Origin of the sequence: Pseudomonas sp. B21-019 (assembly GCF_024749225.1) — a bacterium.
GTDB lineage: Bacteria > Pseudomonadota > Gammaproteobacteria > Pseudomonadales > Pseudomonadaceae > Aquipseudomonas.
On sequence record NZ_CP087193.1, the window covers coordinates 3,026,989 to 3,050,770 of the forward strand.

Annotated in this window: 23 protein-coding genes; 12 read left to right on the forward strand and 11 right to left on the reverse strand. The window is 60.8% G+C overall.

What is annotated here, in order from left to right; genetic code table 11:
• The first annotated feature begins 13 nt into the window (after positions 1–13).
• From LOY36_RS13595 to LOY36_RS13610, 4 genes are all read left to right on the forward strand, one after another.
• Positions 14–775, forward strand: a complete 762-nt coding sequence (locus LOY36_RS13595) for an SDR family NAD(P)-dependent oxidoreductase (protein ID WP_018929129.1) — start codon at positions 14–16, stop codon at positions 773–775.
• A gap of 12 nt (positions 776–787) precedes the next feature.
• Positions 788–1,981, forward strand: a complete 1,194-nt coding sequence (locus LOY36_RS13600) for an acetyl-CoA C-acyltransferase (RefSeq protein WP_258674018.1) — start codon at positions 788–790, stop codon at positions 1,979–1,981.
• Positions 1,982–2,138: 157 nt separating this feature from the next.
• The gene (locus LOY36_RS13605) at positions 2,139–3,266 is read left to right on the forward strand and encodes an acyl-CoA dehydrogenase (RefSeq protein WP_019649660.1); all 1,128 of its coding nucleotides are present in this window, start codon (positions 2,139–2,141) and stop codon (positions 3,264–3,266) included.
• Between the two features lie 14 nt (positions 3,267–3,280).
• Positions 3,281–4,054: an enoyl-CoA hydratase gene (locus LOY36_RS13610; RefSeq protein ID WP_258674019.1), complete on the forward strand. Its 774-nt coding sequence runs from the start codon at positions 3,281–3,283 to the stop codon at positions 4,052–4,054.
• 106 nt (positions 4,055–4,160) lie between these two features.
• Here LOY36_RS13610 and LOY36_RS13615 read toward each other — a convergent pair whose 3' ends face one another.
• Both LOY36_RS13615 and LOY36_RS13620 read right to left on the reverse strand, forming a co-directional pair.
• On the reverse strand, positions 4,161–5,312 hold the full coding sequence (locus LOY36_RS13615) for an acyl-CoA dehydrogenase family protein (RefSeq protein ID WP_258674020.1): 1,152 nt from the start codon (positions 5,310–5,312) through the stop codon (positions 4,161–4,163).
• Positions 5,313–5,315: 3 nt separating this feature from the next.
• Positions 5,316–6,422: an enoyl-CoA hydratase/isomerase family protein gene (locus LOY36_RS13620; protein ID WP_258674021.1), complete on the reverse strand. Its 1,107-nt coding sequence runs from the start codon at positions 6,420–6,422 to the stop codon at positions 5,316–5,318.
• Between the two features lie 575 nt (positions 6,423–6,997).
• Between LOY36_RS13620 and LOY36_RS13625 the strand changes: the two genes are divergently transcribed.
• From LOY36_RS13625 to astA, 7 genes are all read left to right on the forward strand, one after another.
• A complete protein-coding gene (locus tag LOY36_RS13625) occupies positions 6,998–7,777 on the forward strand; it encodes a transporter substrate-binding domain-containing protein (RefSeq protein WP_007939684.1) in 780 nt (259 codons plus the stop codon).
• Between the two features lie 76 nt (positions 7,778–7,853).
• Positions 7,854–8,579 carry an ABC transporter permease gene (locus tag LOY36_RS13630; RefSeq protein WP_019649665.1) on the forward strand — a complete coding sequence of 242 codons (726 nt, stop codon included), beginning with the start codon at positions 7,854–7,856 and terminating at the stop codon, positions 8,577–8,579.
• Positions 8,576–9,286 carry an ABC transporter permease gene (locus LOY36_RS13635; protein ID WP_258674023.1) on the forward strand — a complete coding sequence of 237 codons (711 nt, stop codon included), beginning with the start codon at positions 8,576–8,578 and terminating at the stop codon, positions 9,284–9,286. The genes LOY36_RS13630 and LOY36_RS13635 overlap by 4 nt, the downstream gene beginning before the upstream one ends.
• 56 nt (positions 9,287–9,342) lie before the next feature.
• Positions 9,343–10,104: an ABC transporter ATP-binding protein gene (locus tag LOY36_RS13640; protein WP_007939681.1), complete on the forward strand. Its 762-nt coding sequence runs from the start codon at positions 9,343–9,345 to the stop codon at positions 10,102–10,104.
• A gap of 12 nt (positions 10,105–10,116) precedes the next feature.
• Positions 10,117–10,596: an Lrp/AsnC family transcriptional regulator gene (locus tag LOY36_RS13645; RefSeq protein ID WP_007939680.1), complete on the forward strand. Its 480-nt coding sequence runs from the start codon at positions 10,117–10,119 to the stop codon at positions 10,594–10,596.
• Between the two features lie 336 nt (positions 10,597–10,932).
• A complete protein-coding gene (gene ctlX, locus LOY36_RS13650) occupies positions 10,933–11,889 on the forward strand; it encodes a citrulline utilization hydrolase CtlX (RefSeq protein WP_258674024.1) in 957 nt (318 codons plus the stop codon).
• Positions 11,886–12,920 (forward strand): arginine N-succinyltransferase, encoded by a 1,035-nt coding sequence (gene astA, locus LOY36_RS13655; protein ID WP_258674025.1) that lies wholly within the window; start codon positions 11,886–11,888, stop codon positions 12,918–12,920. The genes ctlX and astA overlap by 4 nt, the downstream gene beginning before the upstream one ends.
• Positions 12,921–13,092: 172 nt before the next feature.
• Here the strand turns inward: astA and LOY36_RS13660 are convergent, their stop codons facing one another.
• From LOY36_RS13660 to argH, 9 genes are all read right to left on the reverse strand, one after another.
• Positions 13,093–13,788 carry an HPP family protein gene (locus LOY36_RS13660; protein ID WP_026345868.1) on the reverse strand — a complete coding sequence of 232 codons (696 nt, stop codon included), beginning with the start codon at positions 13,786–13,788 and terminating at the stop codon, positions 13,093–13,095.
• Between the two features lie 160 nt (positions 13,789–13,948).
• The gene (locus tag LOY36_RS13665) at positions 13,949–15,127 is read right to left on the reverse strand and encodes an MFS transporter (RefSeq protein ID WP_258674026.1); all 1,179 of its coding nucleotides are present in this window, start codon (positions 15,125–15,127) and stop codon (positions 13,949–13,951) included.
• A 55-nt stretch (positions 15,128–15,182) separates the two neighbouring features.
• Positions 15,183–16,547 carry an MmgE/PrpD family protein gene (locus LOY36_RS13670; RefSeq protein ID WP_258674027.1) on the reverse strand — a complete coding sequence of 455 codons (1,365 nt, stop codon included), beginning with the start codon at positions 16,545–16,547 and terminating at the stop codon, positions 15,183–15,185.
• Positions 16,544–17,431: a polysaccharide deacetylase gene (locus tag LOY36_RS13675; protein WP_258674030.1), complete on the reverse strand. Its 888-nt coding sequence runs from the start codon at positions 17,429–17,431 to the stop codon at positions 16,544–16,546. The genes LOY36_RS13670 and LOY36_RS13675 overlap by 4 nt, the downstream gene beginning before the upstream one ends.
• Positions 17,424–18,272, reverse strand: a complete 849-nt coding sequence (locus LOY36_RS13680) for a polysaccharide deacetylase (RefSeq protein ID WP_258674031.1) — start codon at positions 18,270–18,272, stop codon at positions 17,424–17,426. The genes LOY36_RS13675 and LOY36_RS13680 overlap by 8 nt, the downstream gene beginning before the upstream one ends.
• A 188-nt stretch (positions 18,273–18,460) precedes the next feature.
• Positions 18,461–19,285: an ABC transporter substrate-binding protein gene (locus LOY36_RS13685; RefSeq protein WP_258674033.1), complete on the reverse strand. Its 825-nt coding sequence runs from the start codon at positions 19,283–19,285 to the stop codon at positions 18,461–18,463.
• Between the two features lie 39 nt (positions 19,286–19,324).
• Positions 19,325–20,089 carry an amino acid ABC transporter ATP-binding protein gene (locus tag LOY36_RS13690; RefSeq protein WP_018929141.1) on the reverse strand — a complete coding sequence of 255 codons (765 nt, stop codon included), beginning with the start codon at positions 20,087–20,089 and terminating at the stop codon, positions 19,325–19,327.
• Between the two features lie 10 nt (positions 20,090–20,099).
• Positions 20,100–20,978: an amino acid ABC transporter permease gene (locus LOY36_RS13695; protein WP_105346141.1), complete on the reverse strand. Its 879-nt coding sequence runs from the start codon at positions 20,976–20,978 to the stop codon at positions 20,100–20,102.
• An 84-nt stretch (positions 20,979–21,062) separates the two neighbouring features.
• Entirely contained in the window at positions 21,063–22,490 is a 1,428-nt protein-coding gene (argH, locus tag LOY36_RS13700; protein ID WP_138867517.1) for an argininosuccinate lyase, read from the reverse strand.
• A 295-nt stretch (positions 22,491–22,785) separates the two neighbouring features.
• Here argH and LOY36_RS13705 point away from each other — a divergent pair, with 295 nt between their 5' ends.
• On the forward strand, positions 22,786–23,751 hold the full coding sequence (locus LOY36_RS13705) for a LysR family transcriptional regulator (RefSeq protein ID WP_258674034.1): 966 nt from the start codon (positions 22,786–22,788) through the stop codon (positions 23,749–23,751).
• The last annotated feature ends 31 nt before the right edge of the window (positions 23,752–23,782 follow it).

A 23,782-nucleotide genomic window follows, 5' to 3' on the forward strand; every position in this document is an offset into this window, starting at 1 on the left:
CAAGGAAACAATGATGCAGATCGAAAACAAGGTTTTTCTCGTCACCGGCGGTGCTTCCGGCCTCGGTGCCGCCACTGCTGAAATGCTGGTGGCCGCCGGCGCCAAGGTGATGCTGGTGGACATGAACGCCGAAGCCGTCGCGGCGCAGGCTGCACGTCTCGGCGCGCAAAGCGTGGTAGCCGACATCAGCAATGAAGCGGCGGCAGAAGCAGCGGTGCAGGCGACGGTCAAAGCGTTTGGCGGCCTCAATGGCCTGGTCAATTGCGCCGGCATCGTGCGTGGCGAGAAGATCCTCGGCAAGACCGGCCCCCATGCCTTGGCCAGTTTCAGCCAGGTGATCAACGTCAACCTGATCGGCAGTTTCAATATGCTGCGCCTGGCTGCTGCGGCGATTGCCGAGACCGAAGCCGATGCAGACGGCGAGCGCGGGGTGATCATCAACACCGCATCGGTGGCGGCCTTCGATGGTCAGATTGGCCAGGCCGCGTATTCGGCATCCAAAGGCGCGATTGCCAGCCTGACCTTGCCTGCCGCCCGTGAGCTGGCGCGCTTCGGCATCCGCGTGATGACCATCGCACCGGGCATTTTCGAAACGCCGATGATGGCCGGCATGACCCCGGAAGTACGTGATTCACTGGCCGCTGGGGTGCCGTTTCCGCCACGCCTGGGCAAGCCGAGCGAGTACGCCGCGCTGGCCCGGCATATCATAGAAAACAGCATGCTCAACGGCGAGGTGATCCGTCTCGACGGTGCCTTGCGCATGGCCGCCAAATAAGGAGTATTTGTCATGACATTGTCCAACGATCCGATTGTTATTGTCAGCGCCGTCCGCACCCCGATGGGCGGTTTCCAGGGCGAACTGAAAAGCCTGACCGCGCCACAGCTGGGCGCTGCTGCGATTCGTGCCGCGGTCGAACGCGCCGGTATCGCCCCTGAATCCGTCGAAGAAGTGCTGTTCGGCTGCGTGCTCTCCGCCGGCCTCGGCCAGGCCCCGGCGCGGCAAGCGGCACTGGGCGCCGGGCTGGATAAATCGACCCGTTGCACGACACTGAACAAAATGTGCGGCTCTGGCATGGAAGCGACGATCCTGGCCCACGACATGCTGATCGCCGGCAGCGCCGACGTGGTGGTCGCTGGCGGCATGGAAAGCATGTCCAACGCGCCGTACCTGCTGGATCGCGCCCGCAGCGGTTACCGCATGGGCCATGGCCAAGTGCTCGATCACATGTTCCTCGACGGCCTCGAAGACGCCTACGACAAGGGCCGCCTGATGGGCACCTTCGCCGAGGATTGCGCCGAAACCAACGGCTTCAGCCGTGAAGATCAGGACGCGTTTGCCATCGCGTCGACCACCCGCGCCCAACAGGCGATCGAGGAAGGTAGTTTTAAAGCCGAGATCGTGCCGCTCACCGTGACGGTCGGCAAACAGCAAGTGCTGATCAGCCACGACGAACAACCGCCGAAAGCCAAACTGGACAAGATCGCTTCGCTGAAGCCGGCGTTCCGCGAGGGCGGCACCGTGACGGCGGCCAACTCCAGTTCGATTTCCGACGGCGCGGCGGCGCTGGTTTTGATGCGCCGTTCCGAAGCCGAGAAACAAGGCCTGAAACCGCTGGCAGTGATTCATGGCCACGCGGCGTTCGCCGACACCCCGGGGTTGTTCCCGGTGGCACCGGTGGGCGCGATCAAGAAACTGATGAAGAAAACCGGCTGGTCGCTGGATGAAGTCGAGTTGTTCGAAGTCAACGAAGCTTTCGCCGTGGTGAGCCTGGTGACCATGACCAAGCTGGAAATCTCCCACGAGAAGGTCAACGTCCACGGCGGGGCCTGTGCCTTGGGCCACCCGATTGGTGCGTCTGGCGCGCGGATCCTCGTCACCTTGCTCTCGGCCCTGCGCCAGAAAGGCCTGAAACGCGGCGTTGCAGCGATCTGCATCGGCGGCGGCGAAGCGACGGCCATGGCCGTTGAATGCCTCTATTAAGGCCCGCATTGTTTCTGTAGGAGCAATGTAGGAGCTGTCGAGTGAAACGAGGCTGCGATCTTTTGACTTTGCTTTTTTAAAGATCAAGATCAGAAGATCGCAGCCTCGTTGCACTCGACAGCTCCTACAAGGGCAACTGTATTTTTAAGGAATTGGCATGATCCCCAACGACGAACAACTGCAGATCAGCGACGCGGCCCGGCAGTTTGCCCAGGAACGGCTGAAACCGTTCGCCGCCGAATGGGACCGCGAACATCGCTTCCCCAAGGAAGCCATCAGCGAGATGGCTGACCTGGGCTTCTTCGGCATGCTGGTGCCGGAGCAGTGGGGCGGTTGTGACACCGGATACCTGGCTTACGCCATGGCCCTGGAAGAAATCGCTGCCGGCGATGGCGCCTGCTCGACCATCATGAGCGTGCACAACTCGGTGGGTTGCGTGCCGATCCTCAAGTTCGGCAACGACGATCAGAAAGAACGTTTCCTCAAACCGCTGGCTGGCGGCGCGATGCTCGGTGCGTTTGCGCTGACCGAACCGCAAGCCGGTTCCGATGCCAGCAGCCTGAAAACCCGTGCCCGGCTGGAAGGCGATCACTACGTGCTCAACGGCTGCAAGCAGTTCATCACTTCCGGGCAAAACGCCGGGGTGGTGATTGTGTTTGCGGTGACTGACCCGAGTGCCGGCAAACGCGGGATCACCGCGCTGATCGTGCCCACCGATTCGCCGGGCTATAAAGTCGCGCGGGTCGAAGACAAGCTCGGCCAGCACGCCTCTGATACCTGCCAGATCCTCTTCGAGGATGTGAAAGTGCCGGTGGCCAATCGACTGGGTGAGGAGGGCGAAGGCTACAAGATCGCCTTGGCCAACCTCGAAGGCGGCCGTGTCGGTATCGCCTCGCAATCGGTGGGCATGGCCCGCGCTGCGTTCGAAGCGGCCCGCGACTACGCCCGTGAACGCGAGAGCTTCGGCAAGCCGATCATCGAGCACCAGGCGGTAGCGTTCCGCCTGGCCGACATGGCGACCCAGATCGCCGTGGCCCGGCAGATGGTGCATTACGCGGCGGCGTTGCGCGACAGCGGCAAACCGGCGCTGGTCGAAGCGTCGATGGCCAAGCTGTTCGCCTCGGAAATGGCCGAAAAGGTTTGTTCCTCTGCGTTGCAAACCCTTGGCGGTTACGGTTACCTGAACGATTTCCCGCTGGAGCGGATCTACCGCGACGTGCGGGTGTGCCAGATCTACGAAGGCACCAGCGACATTCAGCGCATGGTCATTTCGCGCAATCTTTGAGAAGGAATCCCCCTATGAACTACGAAACGATTTTGCTGGAAACCCACGGCCGTGTCGGCCTGATCACCCTCAACCGTCCGCAAGCCTTGAACGCGTTGAATGCCCAACTCGTCAGCGAAGTGAACCACGCCCTCGATGGCCTGGAAGCTGATTCGAACATCGGTTGCATCGTGCTGACCGGCTCGAAAAAAGCCTTCGCGGCCGGTGCCGACATCAAGGAAATGGCCGAGCTGACCTACCCGCAGATCTACCTCGACGACCTGTTCAGCGACAGCGATCGCGTGGCTAACCGCCGCAAGCCGATCATTGCCGCGGTCAACGGTTTCGCCTTGGGCGGTGGCTGTGAACTGGCGCTGATGTGCGACTTCATCCTGGCCGGCGACAATGCAAAATTCGGCCAACCGGAAATCAACCTCGGCGTATTGCCGGGCATGGGCGGCACCCAGCGCTTGACCCGCGCCGTGGGCAAGGCCAAGGCCATGGAAATGTGCTTGAGCGGGCGCTTGATCGATGCGGTGGAAGCCGAGCGTTGCGGGATCGTGGCGCGCATCGTGCCGGCGGATGATCTGGTGGACGAAGCGCTGAAAGTCGCGGCGCTGATTGCGAAGAAATCACTGCCGATTGCGATGATGATCAAGGAAAGCGTCAACCGCGCCTTTGAAGTCAGCCTGTCGGAAGGCGTGCGTTTTGAACGCCGGGTATTCCATGCGGCGTTTGCCACGCAGGATCAGAAAGAAGGGATGGCGGCGTTTATTGCCAAGCGTGAGGCCGAATTCCAGGGTAAGTAATCCATTGACCTAAAAAGATCGTCCGAACGCGGCCCGAGCCTTCGGCAGCTCCTACAGGCGTACACAAAACCCTGTAGGAGCTGCCGAAGGCTGCGATCTTTTGCTTTTAGACCAGGTAGTTCTTCAGTTCCCGGGCAATCACCATTCGCTGTATTTCGCTCGACCCTTCATAAATTTGCGTGATCCGCGCATCCCGGTAGTAACGCTCCACCGGGTAATCCTCCAGATACCCATACCCGCCATGAATCTGGATCGCCGACGAGCAGACCTTTTCCGCGATCTCCGAAGCAAACAGCTTGGCCTGTGAAGCCTCCGACAGGCACGGCTTGCCGGCACTGCGCAAGCGCGCGGCGTGCAGGATCAACAGGCGCGCGGCGTTCAGTCGGGTCTGCATGTCGGCCAGCATATTGGCGATGCTCTGGTGTTCGATGATCGGCTTGTCGAACTGCACCCTATCGCGCGCGTAAGCCAGCGCCGCTTCGAACGCCGCACGGGCGATGCCCAGGGCTTGCGCAGCGATGCCGATGCGGCCGCCTTCGAGGTTGGAGAGGGCGATGGCCAGGCCTTTGCCGCGTTCGCCCAGCAAATTGGCTTCAGGGACGGTGCAGTTGTTCAGGGTGACGGCGCAGGTATCGGAAGCGCGGATGCCCATCTTGTGTTCACTGCGGTCGACGATGAACCCCGCTGTTTCGGTCGGCACCAGGAATGCCGAGATGCCACGCTTGCCCAACTCCGGATCAGTCACGGCGAAAACGATTGCCAGCTTCGCCCGTTTGCCGTTGCTGACGAATTGCTTGGCGCCGTTGATCACCCACTGGCCGTCGCGCAGTTCGGCGCGGGTACGCAGGTTATGGGCTTCGGAACCGGCTTGCGGTTCGGTCAGGCAGAAGCAACCGATGGCCTGGCCGCTGGCGAGGTCCGGCAACCATTGCTGTTTCTGTTCTTCGGTGCCGTAGTTCAGCACCGGCCCGCAGCCCACGGAGTTGTGGATGCTCATCAGCGCGCCGGTGGCGCCGTCACCGGCGGAAATCTCTTCCACCGCCAGCGCGTAGGCCACGTAGTCGACATAGGTGCCGCCCCATTCCTCGGGCACCACCATGCCCAGCAGACCCAGTTCCCCCATCTTCGCCACCAGACCGTCATCGATCCAGCCGGCCTTTTCCCAGGCTTGTGCGTGGGGCGCGATTTCGCCGCGGGCAAAATCCCGGGCCATGTCGCGGATCATCACTTGTTCTTCGCTCAATTCGATATCGTGCATGGCTCAGCTCCCGCTCTGGTCAAACCCGGTGAAAAAACTCGCGACGTGCTCGGCGTCCAGCGCCTGCAAGGTCGGCGGGTTCCAGCGCGGGTTCTTGTCTTTGTCGATCAACAAGGCGCGCACGCCTTCGATCAGGTCGCCACGTTCGAACCACTGGCGATCCAGGTGCAGTTCGAGGGCGAAGCACTGTTCCAGGCTCAGGTGCCGACCGCGCCGCAGCATTTCCAGGGTCACGCCCATGGCCAGCGGTGAACGGCTTTCCAGCAAGTCGGCGGTGGCCATGGCCCACTCATGGCTGTCGGCGACGGTCACTGCACGCAGTTGTTCCACCATACTCGGCACATCGGGCAAGGCGAAGAAGTGGTCGATGGCCGGCCGCAGTGCCGCGAGCGGGGCGACCGGCAGTTGTTGCACGGCGAGTTTCGCCAGCGCGCCTTGCAGGTCTTTGAGCGGCGTGTCGTGCCATTCCAGATGGTCGAGTCGTTCGTCCAGCTCGTCCAGGCTGGCGCTCTCCAGATACCAATCGGCCAGGCCGCAATAGAGCGCATCGGCAGCGCGGATCTGCACGCCGCTGACGCCGAGATAGATGCCCAGCTCACCGGGAATGCGCGGCAGGAAGTAGCTGCCGCCGACGTCCGGGAAATAACCGATGGCCACTTCCGGCATCGCCAGACGGCTACGCTCGGTGACCACCCGCAAATCGGCGCCTTGCACCAGCCCCATGCCGCCGCCCAGGACAAAGCCGTCCATCAAGGCCAGGACCGGTTTGCGGTAGTGATGGATCGTGAGGTCGAGGGCGTATTCCTCGACGAAGAAATCTTCGTGCAGCGTGTCGCCGCTTTTGAAGCTGTCGTACAGCGAGCGGATATCGCCGCCGGCACAGAAGGCTTTCTCGCCAGCGCCGCGCAACACCACCGCATGCACCTGCGGATCCTGTGCCCAGGCATCGAGTTGCTGTTGCAGGCTGCGGACCATGTCCAGGGTAATGGCGTTGAGGCCGGCGGGGCGGTTGAGGGTCAGGTGACCGATGTGATTGCGAACCTCGGCCAACACTTCGTTTTGCGTGGCATCCATGGACGGTGTCCCCGGGGATGAAACCTGAGCAGTCATCACTAACTCCCTGCTTTTATTGTTCTTTATAGAGAAGCTCGCGCGCGAGCGATGCAGGATCGTAACAGTGCAAATTTGCCCTGTACAACCTAGATACGTGCAGGTCTCGTTTGCATTTTTACCTTAGGGGAAGATCAAAAGATCGCAGCCTGCGGCAGCTCCTACGCAATCGGTGTTCATACCGAAAAATCGCGGTGGACGCGGTCAACGTAGGAGCTGCCGAAGGCTGCGATCTTTTGATCTTTCTTTTGATCTTTCTTTTGATCTTTAACCCCATCCAGCAATCAACGACAGGATCGGCTGTGAAAGCCCTTCGTTCAGCGCAGTTGAGCTGTCTGGACAGGGGCTTACGACACCCGTGCCGTCCTGGCAATTGGCATTCTGACGGTCCATTTCAAGCACTTGCGATCAAGCGCCTGGAATGGACTGCACCCCGACGACTGGCCCAAGCCGGTTGAAAACAACAACAAATACGGCTGCGGTGAATGCCGCATCGACTCTCTGCCCTGTCAAAAAGTGTGGTGCGGCGCAGGCGCCAAGCCGCGATAAATCCAAATAATCCGGGACCTTAGAAGATGAACATCAAATGGCTGACCTTACCGGCATTGGCTTTGCTGTGCTGCTCCACCGGTGCCAGCGCCAAGGAGTGGAAAGAGCTGCGCTTCGGCGTTAACCCCAGTTATCCGCCTTTTGAATCCACCACCGCTGATGGCGGCGTGCAAGGGTTCGGCGTGGACCTGGGCAATGCGATCTGCGCCGAGCTGAAAGTGAAGTGTGTGTGGGTCAGCAATGACTTTGACGGGTTGATTCCGGCGCTCAAGGCGGGCAAGTTCGACGCGATCGAATCGTCGATGACCGTGACCGACGCACGTAAAAAACAGATCGACTTCACCGATCGCCTGTACGCCGGGCCGACCGCTATCGTCACCCGCAAGGACTCTGGCTTGCTACCCACCGCCGAATCGCTGCAGGGCAAGACCATCGGCTACATGCAGGGCACGATTCAGGAAACCTATGCCAAGGCCAAACTGGCACCGGGCGGCGTGAAGTTGCGCGCTTATCAGAACCAGGATCAGGTCTACGCCGACCTGGTTTACGGCCGTCTTGATGCCTCGATCCAGGACAAGCTGCAAGCGCAGATGAGCTTCCTGACATCACCGCAGGGGGCAGACTTCAAGAACAGCGAGGGCATCAGCGACCCGCTGGTGCCATCGGAAATCGCCATCGGCGTGCGCAAGGACAACGAAGAACTCAAAGGCATGCTCAACGCCGCCATCAAGGCCCTGCATGAAAAGGGCATCTACGCGCAGATCCAGCAGAAGCATTTCGGCGATCTGGACCTCTACAACAACTGATCCTCGCGCCCCGAACGCTGCGTCCTGGTAACAGGCGCAGCGCTTGCAAGCGGGCGCCTCAAGACAGGTGACTGGCGTGAACTCCTTCCTGAATCTGATCGGGGTCGATCTTTCGGCCCTGCAAGGCTATGGCCCATTGTTGCTGCATGGCACCTGGGTCACCCTCAAATTGTCGGCGCTGTCACTGCTGGTGAGCATGGCGCTGGGGCTGCTCGGCGCGGCGGCCAAGCTGTCGCCGCTGAAGCTGTTGAACCTGCCCGCGACTTTCTACACAACGCTGATTCGCGGCGTGCCGGACCTGGTGCTGATGCTGCTGATTTTCTACAGCCTGCAAGGCTGGCTGAGCAGCCTGACCGAGGCCATGGGCTGGCCTTACATGGAGATCGATCCGTTTGTAGCCGGCATTGTCACCCTCGGCTTCATTTACGGCGCGTATTTCACCGAGACCTTTCGCGGGGCGATCCTCAGCGTGCCAAACGGTCAGCAGGAAGCCGCCGCGTGCTTTGGTCTGAGCCGCTGGCAACGTTTTCGCTTCGTGGTGTTCCCGCAGATGATGCGATTCGCCTTGCCGAGCCTGGGCAATAACTGGCTGGTGCTGCTCAAGGCCACGGCGCTGGTGTCGATCATCGGTTTGTCGGACCTGGTCAAGGTGGCTCAGGAAGCCGGTAAAAGCACCTTCAACATGCTCGATTTCCTGCTGCTGGCAGGGGCGCTGTATCTGTTGATCACCAGCGCGTCGAACTACGTATTGCGTGTGCTCGAACGGCGTTATAACCAGGGCGTGCGGGGGATGGCGCGATGATCGAGTTGATTGCCGAATACTGGAAACCCTTTCTGTTCAGCGACGGTTATAACCTCACTGGATTGGCGATGACCTTGTGGCTGCTGGTGGCGAGCATCGTGATGGGGTTCTTCCTCTCGCTGCCCTTGGCGATCCTTCGAACCTCACGCTGGGGCCTGCTGCGCTGGCCGGTTCAGCTGTTCACCTATGTGTTTCGCGGCACGCCGCTGTATATCCAGCTGCTGATTTGCTACAGCGGGATTTACGGCATCGCCGTGGTCCGCTCGCAACCGCTGCTTGAAGCGTTCTTTCGCGATGCGATGAATTGCACGTTGCTGGCGTTCACACTCAACACCTGTGCCTACACCGTGGAAATCTTCGCCGGGGCGATTCGGAGCATTCCTTACGGTGAAATCGAGGCGGCCCATGCCTATGGCTTGAGTGGCTGGCGCCTGTACTTGCGATTGATCCTGCCGTCGGCCTTGCGCCGGGCACTGCCGTATTACAGCAACGAAGTGATCCTGATGTTGCACGCCACATCGGTGGCGTTCACCGCGACCATTCCCGACATTCTCAAAATCGCCCGGGACGCCAATGCCGCGACGTTCATGACCTTTCAGGCTTTCGGCATTGCCGGCCTGTTGTACCTCGCGTTGTCGTTCGGTCTGGTCGGCGCGTTCCGTCTGGCGGAGAAGCGTTGGTTGAGCTTCCTCGGGCCGGCGCACTAATTCCTCTTTTCATCCAGAGCAGCGCCGAGGCCGGCGCTGCTGCAGGAGACTTATGCATGTACAAACTCACGGTTGAAAATCTGTACAAACGTTTTGGTGACAATGAAGTGCTCAAGGGCGTCTCGTTGAACGCACGGGCTGGCGATGTGGTCAGCATGATCGGCGCCAGCGGCTCGGGTAAAAGCACCATGCTGCGCTGCATCAACTTTCTGGAGCGGGCGGACGAAGGCGCCATCGTGCTGGAAGGCGAGCGCATCATCACTCGCCCGGGCGCGGGCGGCATGCGCGTCGCCAACCCGGCGCAGTTGCAGCGCCTGCGCACACGCCTGGCGATGGTGTTCCAGCATTTCAATCTGTGGAGCCATCTGACCGTACTGGAAAACATCATACTGGCGCCGTGTCGGGTGCTGGGTGTCAGCCGCAAGGCAGCCGAAGACAGCGCTCGGGCGTATCTGGACAAGGTCGGTTTGCCGCAACGGGTGGCCGATCAATACCCGGCGTTCCTGTCCGGCGGACAGCAACAGCGCGTCGCGATTGCCCGGGCATTGGCGGTGGAGCCGGAGATTCTGTTGTTCGACGAGCCGACCTCGGCCCTCGATCCGGAGCTGGTAGGCGAGGTGTTGAAGGTGATTCAGGCGCTGGCCGAAGAGGGGCGGACCATGTTGATGGTGACCCACGAAATGGGCTTTGCCCGGCAAGTGTCCAGCCAGGTGTTGTTCTTGCATCAAGGGCGGGTCGAGGAGCAAGGTGATGCAACCATCCTCGACCAGCCAAAGAGTGAACGGTTACAGCAATTTCTATCGGGTCGTTTGAAGTGAGGCAAGACGTACATGGCGGATATCCGTGATATGTCGATTGTGCTTGATCGTATTGATCAGGCCATCATCGAAGTGCTGCGCCACGAAGGGCGCATCACTTATCAAAAGCTGTCCGAGCGCGTGCACCTGACGCCCAGGCCGTGCCTGGAACGGGTGCGCAAGCTCGAACAGCTCGGGGTTATCCGTGGCTACGGCGCGATTCTCGATGAAAAGAAACTGACACCGGGGTTGTCGTTGCTGGTGTTGGTTGCGTTGTCGAACCAGAGCGGGCGGGCGGCGCAAAAGGCTTTTGAGGCCAAGGTCCGTGGTTGTCCGCAGGTGCTGGAATGCCGCTTGATCAGCGGCGCGTTCGACTACAGCCTGCGCATGCGTTGCCGGGACATGGAACATTACCGGGTGCTGACTGAAGTCTGGTTCGACGACCCGGAATTGCACATTGATAAGCTGGTCAGCCATCCGGAACTGGCGATGGTCAAGACCACGATGGAATAACCCCGTAGCCCCGTAGCAGCTGCCGAGCCCGCGAGGCTGCGTTCGGCGGCGAAGCCGTCGTAAATCCTGTATACGCGGTTCTCCTGAAACACCGCATAGCCTGACTTCACGACGGCTTCGCCGCCGAACGCAGCCTCGCAGGCTCGGCAGCTGCTACGGGGACCGTGTTTACCGCAATTTTGGGGCTGCGATATTTTGATTTCGGCCCTCGCCGAATCGGCTGACCCAACCACGTTTTTCAGCCATTTTCATCACATCGCCGGCCCTTAACAACCGGGTTTTTCCGCCGCCGAAACAGACAATGAGTGCCTCTCAACCCTCATTGAATCTGTGCCCATGCAAACCACCAATACCGTTTTGATGATTCGCCCGACACGTTTCTCGTTCAATCAGGACACGGCGGCGAACAACCGTTTCCAGCGCCCGGCCGATGTGTCCGAGGACGTGCAGCTCAAGGCCTTGCAAGAGTTCGATGGCTACGTCGCCGCGCTGCGCAGCCACGGCGTCGAAGTCTTGGTGCACAACGACCGCGAAGCGCCGCATACCCCCGATTCGATATTCCCCAACAATTGGTGGAGCAGTCATCCCGACGGCACGTTGGTGCTGTACCCGATGCAGGGCCACAACCGCCGTCTGGAGCGTGACAAAGGCGTGCTCGACTGGTTGCGGGACGAGTACCGGGTCGAGCAGATGCTGGACCTTTCCAGCCTGGAACAGCAGGAAGTGTTCCTCGAGGGCACCGGCAGCATGGTGCTGGATCGCGAGCAGCGGATTTGTTACGCCGGCTATTCCACCCGTACTCACGCTCGGGCGCTGGACCAACTGGTCGACCATTTGGGTTACGAGTTGTGCGCCTTCAATGCGGTGGACCGCCAGGGTGTGCCGATTTATCACACCAACGTGATGATGAGTGTCGGTACTCGGCTGGCCATTGCATGCCTGGCCTCTGTCACTAACCCGGCAGAACGCCTGGCGCTGCGCTCACGGCTGGAAGACAGCGGTAAAAAGGTGATTGCCCTGGACTGGGCGCAACTGGAGTCGTTCGCCGGCAACATGCTGGAAGTCCACAACGCCGCGGGCGAACCCTTACTGGTGATGTCACGCACCGCCTGGAAATCGCTGGATGCCGATCAACGCCGCTTGATCGAAACCCACGTCACGCCGCTGCCGGTGAACATCGACACCATCGAACGCATCGGCGGCGGTAGCGCTCGCTGCATGTTGGCCGAAGTCTTTCTATCCAAACGTCAATCTGAACGTCAGCCGAACGCTGCCCAGGAGCAAGTGCGATGATCGTCCGTCCTGCAACACCGGCAGATTTGCCGGCACTGTTGGCCCTGGCTCATAGTGCCGGGACCGGTTTGACCACGTTGCCGGCCGATGCGTCGCGCTTGAGTCATCGCCTGGAGTGGGCGGCGAAAACCTTCGCCGGCGAGGCAGAACGTGCGGATGCCGACTACCTGTTTGTGCTGGAGAACGACCAGCAGCAAGCGGTCGGTATTTGTGCCTTGGCGGGCGCTGTCGGCCTGCGTGAGCCCTGGTACAACTATCGACTGGGCCTGTTTGTCGCCGCGTCGAAAAACCTCGGGATCAATCAGCAACTGCCGACGTTGTTCCTTGGCAACGACATGACCGGCCACTCGGAATTGTGTTCACTGTTTTTGCACGCCGATCACCGCAGCGGTCTGAATGGCCGCTTGCTGTCCAAGGCTCGCTTCCTGTTTCTGGCGGAGTTCCGTCAGCACTTCGGTGAAAAAGTAATCGCGGAGATGCGCGGTTATTCGGACGAAGAGGGCGTCTCACCGTTCTGGGAAGGTTTGGGCCGACATTTCTTCAAGATGAATTTCGCCGACGCCGACTACCTAACGGGCCTTGGCAACAAAACCTTCATCGCCGAACTGATGCCCAAGTTTCCACTGCCGACCTGCCTGTTGCCTGAAGCGGCACGCGCGGTCATCGGCCGCGTCCATCCCAACACCGAACCGGCGCTGGGCATGCTCAAGGCTGAAGGCTTTGAGCATCGGGATTACATCGACATCTTTGATGGCGGGCCGCTGATCGAATGCGCCACCGGCGACATCCGTGCGGTGCGCGACAGCCAGGTGTTGCAACTGAGTATCGGCCCCCCCGGAGAACACGCAGCGACGTACCTGATTCACAACCGCCAGTTTGCCGAATGCCGGATTACCGCAGCCCCGGCGCGAGTCGCTGCTGGCACCTTGATTGTCGATGCGCAGACGGCGAAGACATTGGGCTTGAGTGCCGGAGCTTCGGTGCGCGCAGTGAGCCTGGCGGTGCCGGCGCGGCAGCAGTCGGCGGCCTGACACGGTTTTTGAAGCGACCTTGAATTTGTGGCGAGGGGGCTTGCCCCCGTTCGACTGCGCAGCAGTCGCAGATTCAGTGATCTCGGTATTACTAAGGAAAACCGATAGCAGGTTTTGGGGCCGCTTCGCAGCCCAGCGGGGGCAAGCCCCCTCGCCACAGAATGTGAGTGTTTCAGACTCTGCTGCTCAGCACTTCACCGATACTGCGCCGCTTGGCATGCAATTCACTGGCATGAATCAACTGCTCGAGGTCTTCAGGGGTGACGTCGTAGAAGGCCTCCATGTCGGCGAGTGCGCGTCGCAGATCTTCGGCGGTGATCGCCTGGCTGTCGGCCGCGGGCATTAGCGGTGCCGGTTCGGCGGGACGCTTGGGGTAACGAATGCGCGTGAAGTTGTTGTACGCCAACGCGCTGAGCAGCATCGTCGAGCCGCTGAGCATCACCGGGCCGAGGGCTTTCCAGTCCATGGCGATGGTCGCCGGGTCTGCCAGCACCATCAGCAGCGCCAGCGCCCCGGCGGGTGGGTGCAGGCAACGCAGCCAGCACATCAGAATCAGCGCCATGCCCGCCGCCAGGCAGGCGCTGGCGAGGGTGCGGCCGAGTACGTGAGCGACCAGCAGCGAGATCACCCCCGCGCAGAGGTAACCGCCAAGAATCGACCACGGCTGGGCCAGCGCACCCGAGGACACGGCGAACAGTAATACCGCCGACGCGCCCAACGGACCTATCAGATGCAGCGCCACATCGATGCCGAACACCTGGCCGCACAACCAGACACTGAACATCGTCCCCATGGCCATGCCGATGGCGGCACGGCTCCATTCGGAGGGGCGGGTGTTGATGGCGGCGGGCAACCAGTGAGCGAGCATGACGAACATCGATCCTTTGACAAAAACCAGGGCAAAAAAAAGGCTTGTCCGGATACCCGGAAAGCCCTTGAAGTGGTTCCAACTATTGGGGGAGGAACGGCGCACAGTGTGCCGGTCATTACCGATGCTGACAAATTCATATTAATGCAGCTTCAATGCATTATTTTTGCAGCATCGCGACGCGTCGACCGCTCATGAAACAGAGAAAGCCGCCCATCGCCGTCAACGCGCTCAGGGCGTAGAACATGGTGGGCGCGGGCGTGTGCATCAGCAGGAAGCCGCAGATCACCGGGCTCAGCGCACCACCGAGGGCTGCGAGGTTCTGCGCGCCATAGTAGCTGCCGCGCAGTTCTTCCGGGGCCAGGGTGTCGACGAAGAGGAATTCGGCCGGGTAAATGATCATTTCGCCGAGGGTGAAAATGAACATCGCGATGCACCAACTCACCAGGCCGTCGGCCAGGCTGAAACCGATCAAGCCGAGGATGAACAGGCTGCTGCCGCCGACAATCCAGTAACGCAGTTGTTCGCGTTTGAGAAACCGGCCGATCTGGTATTGCAGCAGGATCACGCTGATGGCGTTGCAGGCGAGCAGGGCGGCCATGGTTTCCAGCGCTCGTTTGGCGTCGTGGGTCACCAGCAGGTATTGCGACAGGTACAAGGTAAAACGACCGTGGACCACGGTGCTGAGCAGGCAGCCGCAGGTGAACATGATCAGCGTGCGGTCGTTTTTCAGGGTGACCAGGGTTTTGAGAAAGCTTTGGGGCTGGCCGATGGCGGGTGTCTGGGCCGGGTCCTTGGGAATGCCGCTCATCAGGAAAATGCTGAAGAACGCGATGCCGCCGGCGATCAGGAACGGGGCAATCGGGTACACGCCGGCGATCACCACACCGAGCATCGGGCCGGTGGCGTAGCCGATGTTGGTCAGGGTGTAGCGCAGCGAAAAAGCCTTGGCGCGCTGACCCATGGGCAGGTTTTCGCTGAGGATCGCCTTGGAGCCGATCAGAAACAGCGCCGAGGCGGTTTCGGTGATCACCAGGGTCGCGGTGGTCAGGTAGAGGTTTTCGGCAAAGGTCAGCAGCACGAAGCCGATGGCACTGGAGAGCATGGCCAGGATCAGCAGCCGACGCTTTTCGAGGCGATCGATGATGTAACCACCATAGAGCGCAAGCAGGGTGGCGATGAACACCGCAATCCCGAGCAGCAGGCCGACGTCCTGTTGGTTGAGGCCGAGCTTGGTGCTCAGGAACAGCGTGAGCAACGGGCTGGTGATGGCGCGACTGACGACGATGGTCAGCGAGCAGATCATCAGCCGGCGGATAACGAGGGAGTAAGTGGCCACGGTGGGGCAAATGTCCTTATTCAGATTCTGTGGTGTTTGGCGCGCAACGCCAGACTCAACTCAGCCACCGATCAAGCGCCCGAACCGACTCCAGCTCTTCCAGTCGCCACAACTGTTCCAGCAGTTGACTGGCCTGCTGTCGCGGTATCACCCGCCCGGCCAGGCTGAAGAATTTCTCCTCCAGCGCCGCATCGCTCAGCGGATTGCCCGGCGCCCCCAACGGCACCTCAACGCACAGGCTCGCTTGCCGACCGTCCACGGTCCGCACGCTGACGACAGGCTCGCCATCCTCGGACAGATGCGGGTCGACTTCAAGGCGAATACGCGACATCCAGTGTGCAATCCGTGGGTGGCGGCGCTGTTCTTCGTCATAGGCTTCCAATCGGCAATGACCGTGGTTCAGCCGGGCCGCCAGGGCATAACGCAGGCTCATCTGCGCCGCCGGCAACGTGCTGACGTCCTGGCCACCGCACATGTCCTGAAGGAATCCGCACAGCGACACCTGTACGTCCTCGACCTGCTCGGCGCTGATCTGCAATTGATCGAGCAACAAGCCCAATGCGTCGATCGCCGAATGCGTCCCCCGGCATGCCGCATAGGGCTTGATCGAGCAGCGGGCGAGTTTCCATACGTGGCCCAGTTCGGCGTCCAACGCCTCGGGCACGGCAGTGTCCGCCGCGAGAGTCTTGAGGAAACCGCCCCAGACGTCATCGAACAGTTTTGTCGGGCCGGTGATGCCTTGTTGAGCAAACCGCGCGGCCAGCAATCCACCTTCGGCGGCGCGTCCGCTGTGGAGTCTTTTGCTTTGCGAACCGTCATGGATAAACGCCCACAGACCACTGCTGAAGCTGCCGGCGATGCCCAGTGCCGACAAGGTTTGTTGTGCATCCAGCCCCAGAATCCGTGCACTGGCCGCCGCCGCGCCAAACACTCCGCACGTCGCCGTGGAGTGCCAACCGGCGCCGTTATGGGCCGAGTAACTGCCGCAGGCTTCGAGCACCCTACGGCCGATTTCGTAGCCGATCACCACGGCAGTGATCAGTTCGCGGCCGTCTACTGGCTTCGTTGACATCGACAGCGCCGCCATCACCGCCGGCAGCACCACCGCGCCGGAATGGTCGCAGCCGCCGGTATCGTCCAGCTCCAGGGCATGCGCGGCGATGCCGTTGAGCATGGCGGCTTGCGCCGCGCCGACTCGCTGACCGGCGCCCCAGACCAACGTGCTGCCGGCTTCCCCCTTGAACACCTGACGCGCCTGTTTCGCGACATCGCTGCCGGCTCCGGCCAGGGCTGCGCCGAAGGTGTCGAGAATGTGTCGCTTGGCTTGCTCCACCAACGCGACGGGTAAATCTTCGAAACGGGTATCGACGCAGAACTGCGCCAACCGCGCCATTCGCTTAACCCCATCCTGATCTTTCATACGCCGTAATCCCGATAATGACGCTCGTACACAGCGGCCGGGTGATCCTCGGTCACCGGCGCTGCCGACTCTGCCCACCACTGAGCCACTTCGGCACCGGTGGCGATCCACACGTCATCGTGCTGCTGAATGCTTCGCAGTAATTCGCGCAACACACCGATCCGTCCCGGTGTGGCGATGATTTCCGGGTGCAGCCGCAGCACGTAACACAAGCCGAACCGGTGAAACCCGGCGAAATCCATCTTCAGATTGCCAAGGGTGTGGCTGTAGGAGGCGATGCGCGATTGCGCCGGTGGCACCGCCGGGCTCAGGTTGAAGGCGAAATAGGGTTCGTCTTCCAGTTCGTAGTGCAACGGCAGTTCGATCACCTCGGGAGCCGTCGGATGCGCGAAGGGCAAATCATCGCCGCGCCATGACGAGGACCAACGGATACCGTGCTCGCGCAACGCCTCGATGAAGCCCGGTGCGCCATTGCCAGCCGGAATGCGAAAGCCTGTCGGACGCTGACCGGTCAGCGCGCTCAAGGCCGCGCAGCCCTTGGCGATCTCGGCGTTTTGCTCGGCCAGAGTCAGGTTATCGTAGTGCTGATGGCGGTAGCCGGCGCAGGCAATCTCGTGCCCGCCGGCCTGGATCGCCCGGAGGTGTTGCGGGTTTTCCTCGGCAACGATGCCGGGCACGAACCAGCTGCTGGAAACCCCCAGTTCTGCGAACACGCCAAGCAAACGCTCGACCCCGCGCTGGGTGCCGTAGCGCCACACCGACAAGGTCTTGTCGCGCCCGGCGACTTCCGGCGCCTGGGTGAGGATGCCGTGGATGTCGTTGTAATCGACGGTCAGCACCACGGCGCAGCGGTAGCCGTTGGGCCAGACAATGGAATCAGCCATGGTGATGCTCCTTCAGCCACCAGTGGGCGACGTCGCGGCAGGTGGCGAACCACACGTCGTCGCGCTGGCGCATGTGTTCGAAGAGTTTTTCCAGTAACAGGATGCGCCCCGGTTTGCCGGTGATCTTGGGGTGGAACAGGGTGGTCAGGCACAGCCCTTCAGCCATGGCGCCATCGAACTCGCGGCACCAGTTATCGAGGGTCAGTTCGTAGCTGGCGGTGCGGTCCAGCCCGGAAGGGAAGTCCGGTGCGCGGGTGTAGGCGAGGGAGGCGTAGTCGTCCATTTCCCAGCGGCCGGGGATTTCCACCAGTGGTGTATCGAAGCCCGGCACCTTGACCAGGTAGGGCCGGTCATCGCCGCGCATGCTGCTGGAATAGGTCACGCCGGCTTCCACCAGCATGGCCGGCGTTTCGGCCCGCCAGTCGCCGGACGGTGTGCGGAAGCCTTCAGCGCGGATGTTCAGGTACTTCCAGAACACCTCGCGGGATTTGTGCATCACATCCTTCTGCTGCTCCAGCGTCAGGGCGTAAAAAGATTCGTGTTTGTAGCCGTGATAGGCCACCTCATGCCCGCGCTCGACAATCGCCTGGCACTGTTTCGGCCAGTTCTCCACGACCCAGGCCGGGACGAAAAACGTGGTCGGGATGCGGAACTCATCCAGCAGATCGAGAATCCGTGGCAGCGCCCGATAGGGGCCGTAACCGCCGAAACCGAAATACTCGGGCTTGCGCCAGATCGAGCCGTTAAGCATGGCATCGCCGGTGGGGCCATCGAGGTCGAAGGCCAGGGCGAGGCAGGCCTTGTGCTGGTCGGGCCAGGTGGGTTGCAGCGAGGAGGACATCGTATGGCGCTCCAGAATTAATAGTTGAAACACCCGTAGCAGCTGCCGAGCCCGCGAGGCTGCGTTCGGCGGCGCAGCCGTCGTGAATTCAAACTACGCGGTGTTTCAGGAAAACCTCGCGTGCAGGGTTTACGACGGCTGCGCCGCCGAACGCAGCCTCGCAGGCTCGGCAGCTGCTACGAACCGTGTTATTTCCCGGCGTTGATGGTCACGGTCTTGATCGCGCCCAGTTCCAGGTCCCATTTCTTCAGGATTGCCTGGTAGCTGCCGTCATCGATCATGCTTTGCAACGCGACTTTCACCGCTTCGCTCAGCTCAGGTTTTTTCTTGCTCACACCCATGCCCGAGAACTGCTTGGAGATCGGCAGGCCCACGGTTTTGTACATGTCCTTTTCCTGGGTCTTGAGGTACGGCAGGGTTTCGCTGCCCTGCATGGCCGCGTCGATACGGCTCTGACGCAATTGCGCACGGGCGTCGGCCGAGCCCTCGGTGCCGATTACGTTGATCGCGGGTTTGCCGGCGGCTTCGCAGTTGGCCTTGCTCCACTCGGCGATTTCCGCCGGGAAGGTGGTACGGCGGCTGGTGCCGACTTTCTTGCCGCACAGGTCGACGATCTCGTTGGTGTCCTTGTTTTTCTGCAAGGTGTAGAACTGCGGGCCACTGGTGAAGTAATCGACGAAGGTCACGCTGGCCTGACGCTCGGCGGTGTCGGTCATGCCCGACAGCACCATGTCTACGCGGTCGGTCGTGAGCGCGTTGATCATTTGCTCGAAGCCGGTTTCCTGCCATTTGATCTTCACGCCCAGACGTTCGGCCAGGGCGTTGCCCAGGTCATAGTCAAGGCCGGTGAGGGTGTTGGTGGCCGGGTCCTTGAAATCCATCGGCGGGTAGTTCGGCATGATCGCAACAACGACCTCGCCCTTGTCCTTGATGCTGGCCGGCAACTCGGCAGCGAAGGCGAAACCGGATGCCAGGACGCTGGCAAGTACTGCTGGGATTACTAGGTTCTTCATGGTCGTTCTCTTATGAGTGTTGTGAGCGCCAAAGAGCGCTTAGGTTCGAACGGCAGAAATGAAGCTTTGGGTGCGTGGGTTTTGCGGACTTATTAGTATTTCTTCGGGGCTTCCAGCCTCCACGATCTGCCCGCCGTCCATGAACACCATGCGGTTGGAAACCTCGCGAGCGAAGCCCAGTTCATGGGTGACGACGATCATGGTCATGCCGGTTTGCGCCAGATCGCGCATCACCGACAGCACCTCTCCGACCAGTTCCGGGTCGAGTGCCGAAGTGGGTTCATCGAACAGCATCAGCTTGGGGCGCATGGCCAATGCACGGGCAATGGCGACACGTTGTTGCTGACCACCCGACAGTTCGATCGGGTAGCTGTTGCGCTTGTCGGCCAGGCCGACGCGAGCGAGCAGTTCCACGGCTTCTTCGTGCGCCTCTTTGGGCGAACGCTTGAGCACCTGGCACGGCCCTTCGATGATGTTTTGCAGTACAGTCATGTGCGGGAACAGGTTGAAACGCTGGAACACCATGCCGGTGGCCAGGCGCTGACGGGCGATCTGCGACTCGTTGAGCTCGTGCAGTTTGTTGCCGACGATCCGGTAACCCACCAGTTCGCCGTCGACCCACAGGCCGCCCTTGTCGATTTTTTCCAGCTGATTCACGCAACGCAGCAGGGTGCTTTTGCCGGAGCCGGACGGGCCGATGATGCACAGCACTTCACCTTGCTCGACCTCGATGTTGATGTCCTTGAGCGCGTGGAAATGGTCGTAATACTTGTTCAGGCTCACGGCCTTGACGATGCTTCTCATGTTGGGCTCCTCAAGAACGCTTGCCGGCGCCGCGAGCGAAACGACGCTCCAGACGGCTTTGACCAAAGGACAGCACGGTGACCGTGGCCAGGTACCAGATACCCGCAACGATCAGCAGCTCCATCACACGGGCGTTGGCGTAGTAGATGTTCTGCGCGTTGTAGAGCAGTTCGGAGTACTGGATGACGCTCGCCAGGGAGGTCATTTTCACCATGCCGATGAATTCGTTACCGACCGGCGGAATGATGATCCGCATGGCCTGGGGCAGGATGATCCGGCGCAGGGCTTGCAGGCGCGGCATGCCGATCGACTTGGCGGCTTCGTACTGGCCGGTGTCCACCGACAACAGGCCGGCACGCACCACTTCGGCGGTATAGGCGCCCTGGTTGATGCTCAAGCCGAGGAGGGCGGCTACGAAGGGCGTCATCAGGCTCACGGTGTCCATTTCGAACAGGCCGGGAATGCCGATGGTGGGGAAGATCAGCGCCAGGTTGAACCACAGCAACAGCTGCAGGATCAGCGGCGTGCCACGGAACAGCCAGGTGTAGGTCAGCGCCACATAGCGCAGGATCGGGTTGGCCGACATGCGCATGATCGCCGTGATCACCCCGAAGACAATGCCCAGCGCCATCGCCAGCACCGCCATGACGATGGTGTTGAGCAAGCCCCACATGATCGCTTGCGAAGTGAGGAACTGGCCGATGTACGACCATTCGATCTTGCCTTCGGCGAAGGCTCGTACCAGGCCGATAATCGCGATCACGATGACGGTGGCGAAAAAAATCCGCCCGTAGTAGCGCCGTGGCACGTGTTGGTACTGGGTGATATCGAACTGGTTTTCCGCCAGTTTGCGCTCCGCCTGGAGTCGTTCTGCCTGTGTCTGGCTCATGTTGGTTCTCCGTACGCCGCCCTCGATACGGGCGGCGTGTGTGGTTTTTCAGTTGCAGCGCTCGCGCAGGGTTTTCGCCCTGGATCAGAGACGGAAGCCCTGATAGTTCTCGGTCCACTCTTGCTGCGCGACAAGGGCGGTTTTCAGTCGGCCGATCTGCTCGCGCACCTGTTGCGGCGCGGTACCGCCCCAGCCACTGCGGGCAGCGATGGCGGCTTCGAGGGTCAGGCTGTCGCGCACCTCAGGCGTCAGACGCGGATCGATCTCGGCCAGCAGCGCCGGTGAGGCTTCCCACAGTTCGATGTCGTGTTTCTCACAGGCCTGGACCAATGCGCCGGTGATTTCATGAGCTTCCTTGAACGGCACACCGCGCATCGCCAACCAGTCGGCGACTTCGGTGGCAAGGGTGAAACCCAGCGGTGCCTGACGGCGCAGTTCTTCGACGTTGACCTTCATGGTCGCGACCATCCCGGCCATGGCCGGCAGCACCAGCAGCAGGGTGTCGACGCTGTCGAGCACGCCGTTCTTGTCTTCGCTCAAGTCACGGTTGTAGGACAGCGGCAGGGATTTCAGCGTCGAGAGCAGGCCGGTCAGGTTGCCGATCAAGCGGCCAGCCTTGCCCCGGGCCAGTTCGGCGATGTCCGGGTTTTTCTTCTGCGGCATGATCGAACTGCCGGTGGCGTAGGCATCGTCCAAAGCGACCCAGCGAAATTGCCGCGACGACCACAGGCAGAATTCTTCGGCGAGGCGGGAAATGTTGATCCCGAGCATGCTGGCGATAAACAGGAATTCGGCGACGTGATCGCGGCTGGCCACGGCGTCGATGGAGTTTTCGCACACGCCGCTGTAGCCCATTTCCTTGGCCGACTGCTGGGGCAGGCGAGCGATGGCGGAACCGGCCATGGCCGCCGCACCCAGTGGCGACAGCGAGGTGCGCGCGTCCCAGTCCACCAGACGCTGCACGTCGCGCAGCATCGATTGGGCGTGGGCCAGCAAGTGATGAGCGAAGACGATCGGCTGGGCCTGTTGCAGGTGAGTGAAGCCCGGGCAGATGCTTTCGACGTGTTGCTCGGCCTGCTCCACCAGCGCTTGCTGCAAGGCCAGCACTTCAACGGCCAAAGTACGGACGTGATCACGCAGGAATAGCCGCAGGTCGTTGGCGGTCTGGTCGTTGCGCGAACGGCCTGCGCGCAGCTTGCCGCCCAGTGCGCCGAGGCGTTCGGTCAGCAGGCGCTCGATGAAGGTATGCACGTCTTCGTCGTCCAGGGTCGGCGCGATGCTGCCTGCACGGAAGTCATCACCGATGCGCTGCAGGGCGTCGAGCATGGTCTGGGTTTCCTGCTCACTCAGAAGACCGGCGCGCTGCAATTCCCGGGCATGCGCCTTGGAACCGGCGAGGTCGTACGGGGTCAGGCGAAAGTAGCGCTCGGGGCAACGGGACAGGGCCGCCAGGGCTTCGGACGGGCCGCTCTTGAAGCGGGCACCCCAGAGACGGTCGGTGGTTTGAGACATTGTTGTTTTCCTCGTCGGTAACGCGAACTGATATCGGTGTGCAGAGCCTGAAACACTTCCGGAAATTATTCGGGTGTGGTCATGGCCAAGCAGTGTTCAAGAGGGCAGTTGCTAAAGGGCGAGAGCTGATCGAAGTGTCAGCTTTTAATAGTTCGAAATCAGTGAGTTGGCACTGATTGGCGGGATTTATTAACGGTTGCCAAGCCTTGTTTTCTGTGTTCATTATTATTAGCCAGCACTGTTTTTGTTGTTGGACACAGGTTGTTGAATAGGGCGCCAGAGGTAAATAAGCATTATGGAAACCCCACTTTCCAGTTCCGGAAACCCGCCGCTAAAAACGGTACATCGGGCGCCGCTGGCCCTCAGCGGCCTGGACTTCAAACTGCTCAAAGTATTCAAGGCCGTGGTCGAGGCCGGCGGCTTCAGTGCGGCGCAGAATGAGCTGAATGTGGGCTTGGCGGCCATCAGCAAACAGATTTCCGACCTTGAGATTCGTATTGGCATGCGCCTGTGTACGCGGGGGCGGGAGGGGTTTCACCTGACCGAAGAAGGGCGTCTGGTGTATCAGGCCTCGATCGATTTATTTGCCTCGGTCGACAACTTTAGAGACCGGCTTAGTTCAGCGCAGAATGAACTTATTGGCGACCTTGGGGTGGGCGTCATTGATAATACGATTACGGACTCCAATTCTCCGTTAGTTGCGGCGCTTAGAAGAATAAATGAAGAGTCGCCGAAAGTAAGATTTCAACTTCAGGCATCGCAGTTAGATGAGGTGGAAAGAGGCGTGGTCGAGGGGCGGTTAGTGGCCGGGATCGTGCCGGTTTATCAAAAAAGAGAAGAGTTCGATTACTTCCCGCTTTATGAAGAACGCTCGTACGTGTATTGCGCTGTCGGTCATCCACTGTTCTCGGTGCCGGAGGCGGACATGGGCGGCAATGTGCTGCAGGATTACGAGTGCATCAACCACCGCTACGCGATCCATCGGGACAAACTGAATTTTGCCCGCTACGACAGCTTTTCCGCCTCGGCGACTCAAGTGGAAGCCGTGGCGCTGCTGGTCAAGACCGGCCGTTTCGTCGGTTTTCTGCCCGAGCATTACGCGGCAAACCTGGTGGCTCAGGGAGAGTTTCGGGCGGTGCGTCCGGACCTGATCAACATCGTCACGCCGTTCAATCTGATCCTGCGCCACAACACTGTGCGCAGTCCGTTGGTGAAGGCGTTTGCCCAGGCGCTGGGGGTGGATTTGAAGGCGCCGGTTTAACCTCAAACGTAGGCGTTCAAGTGTGGTTAAC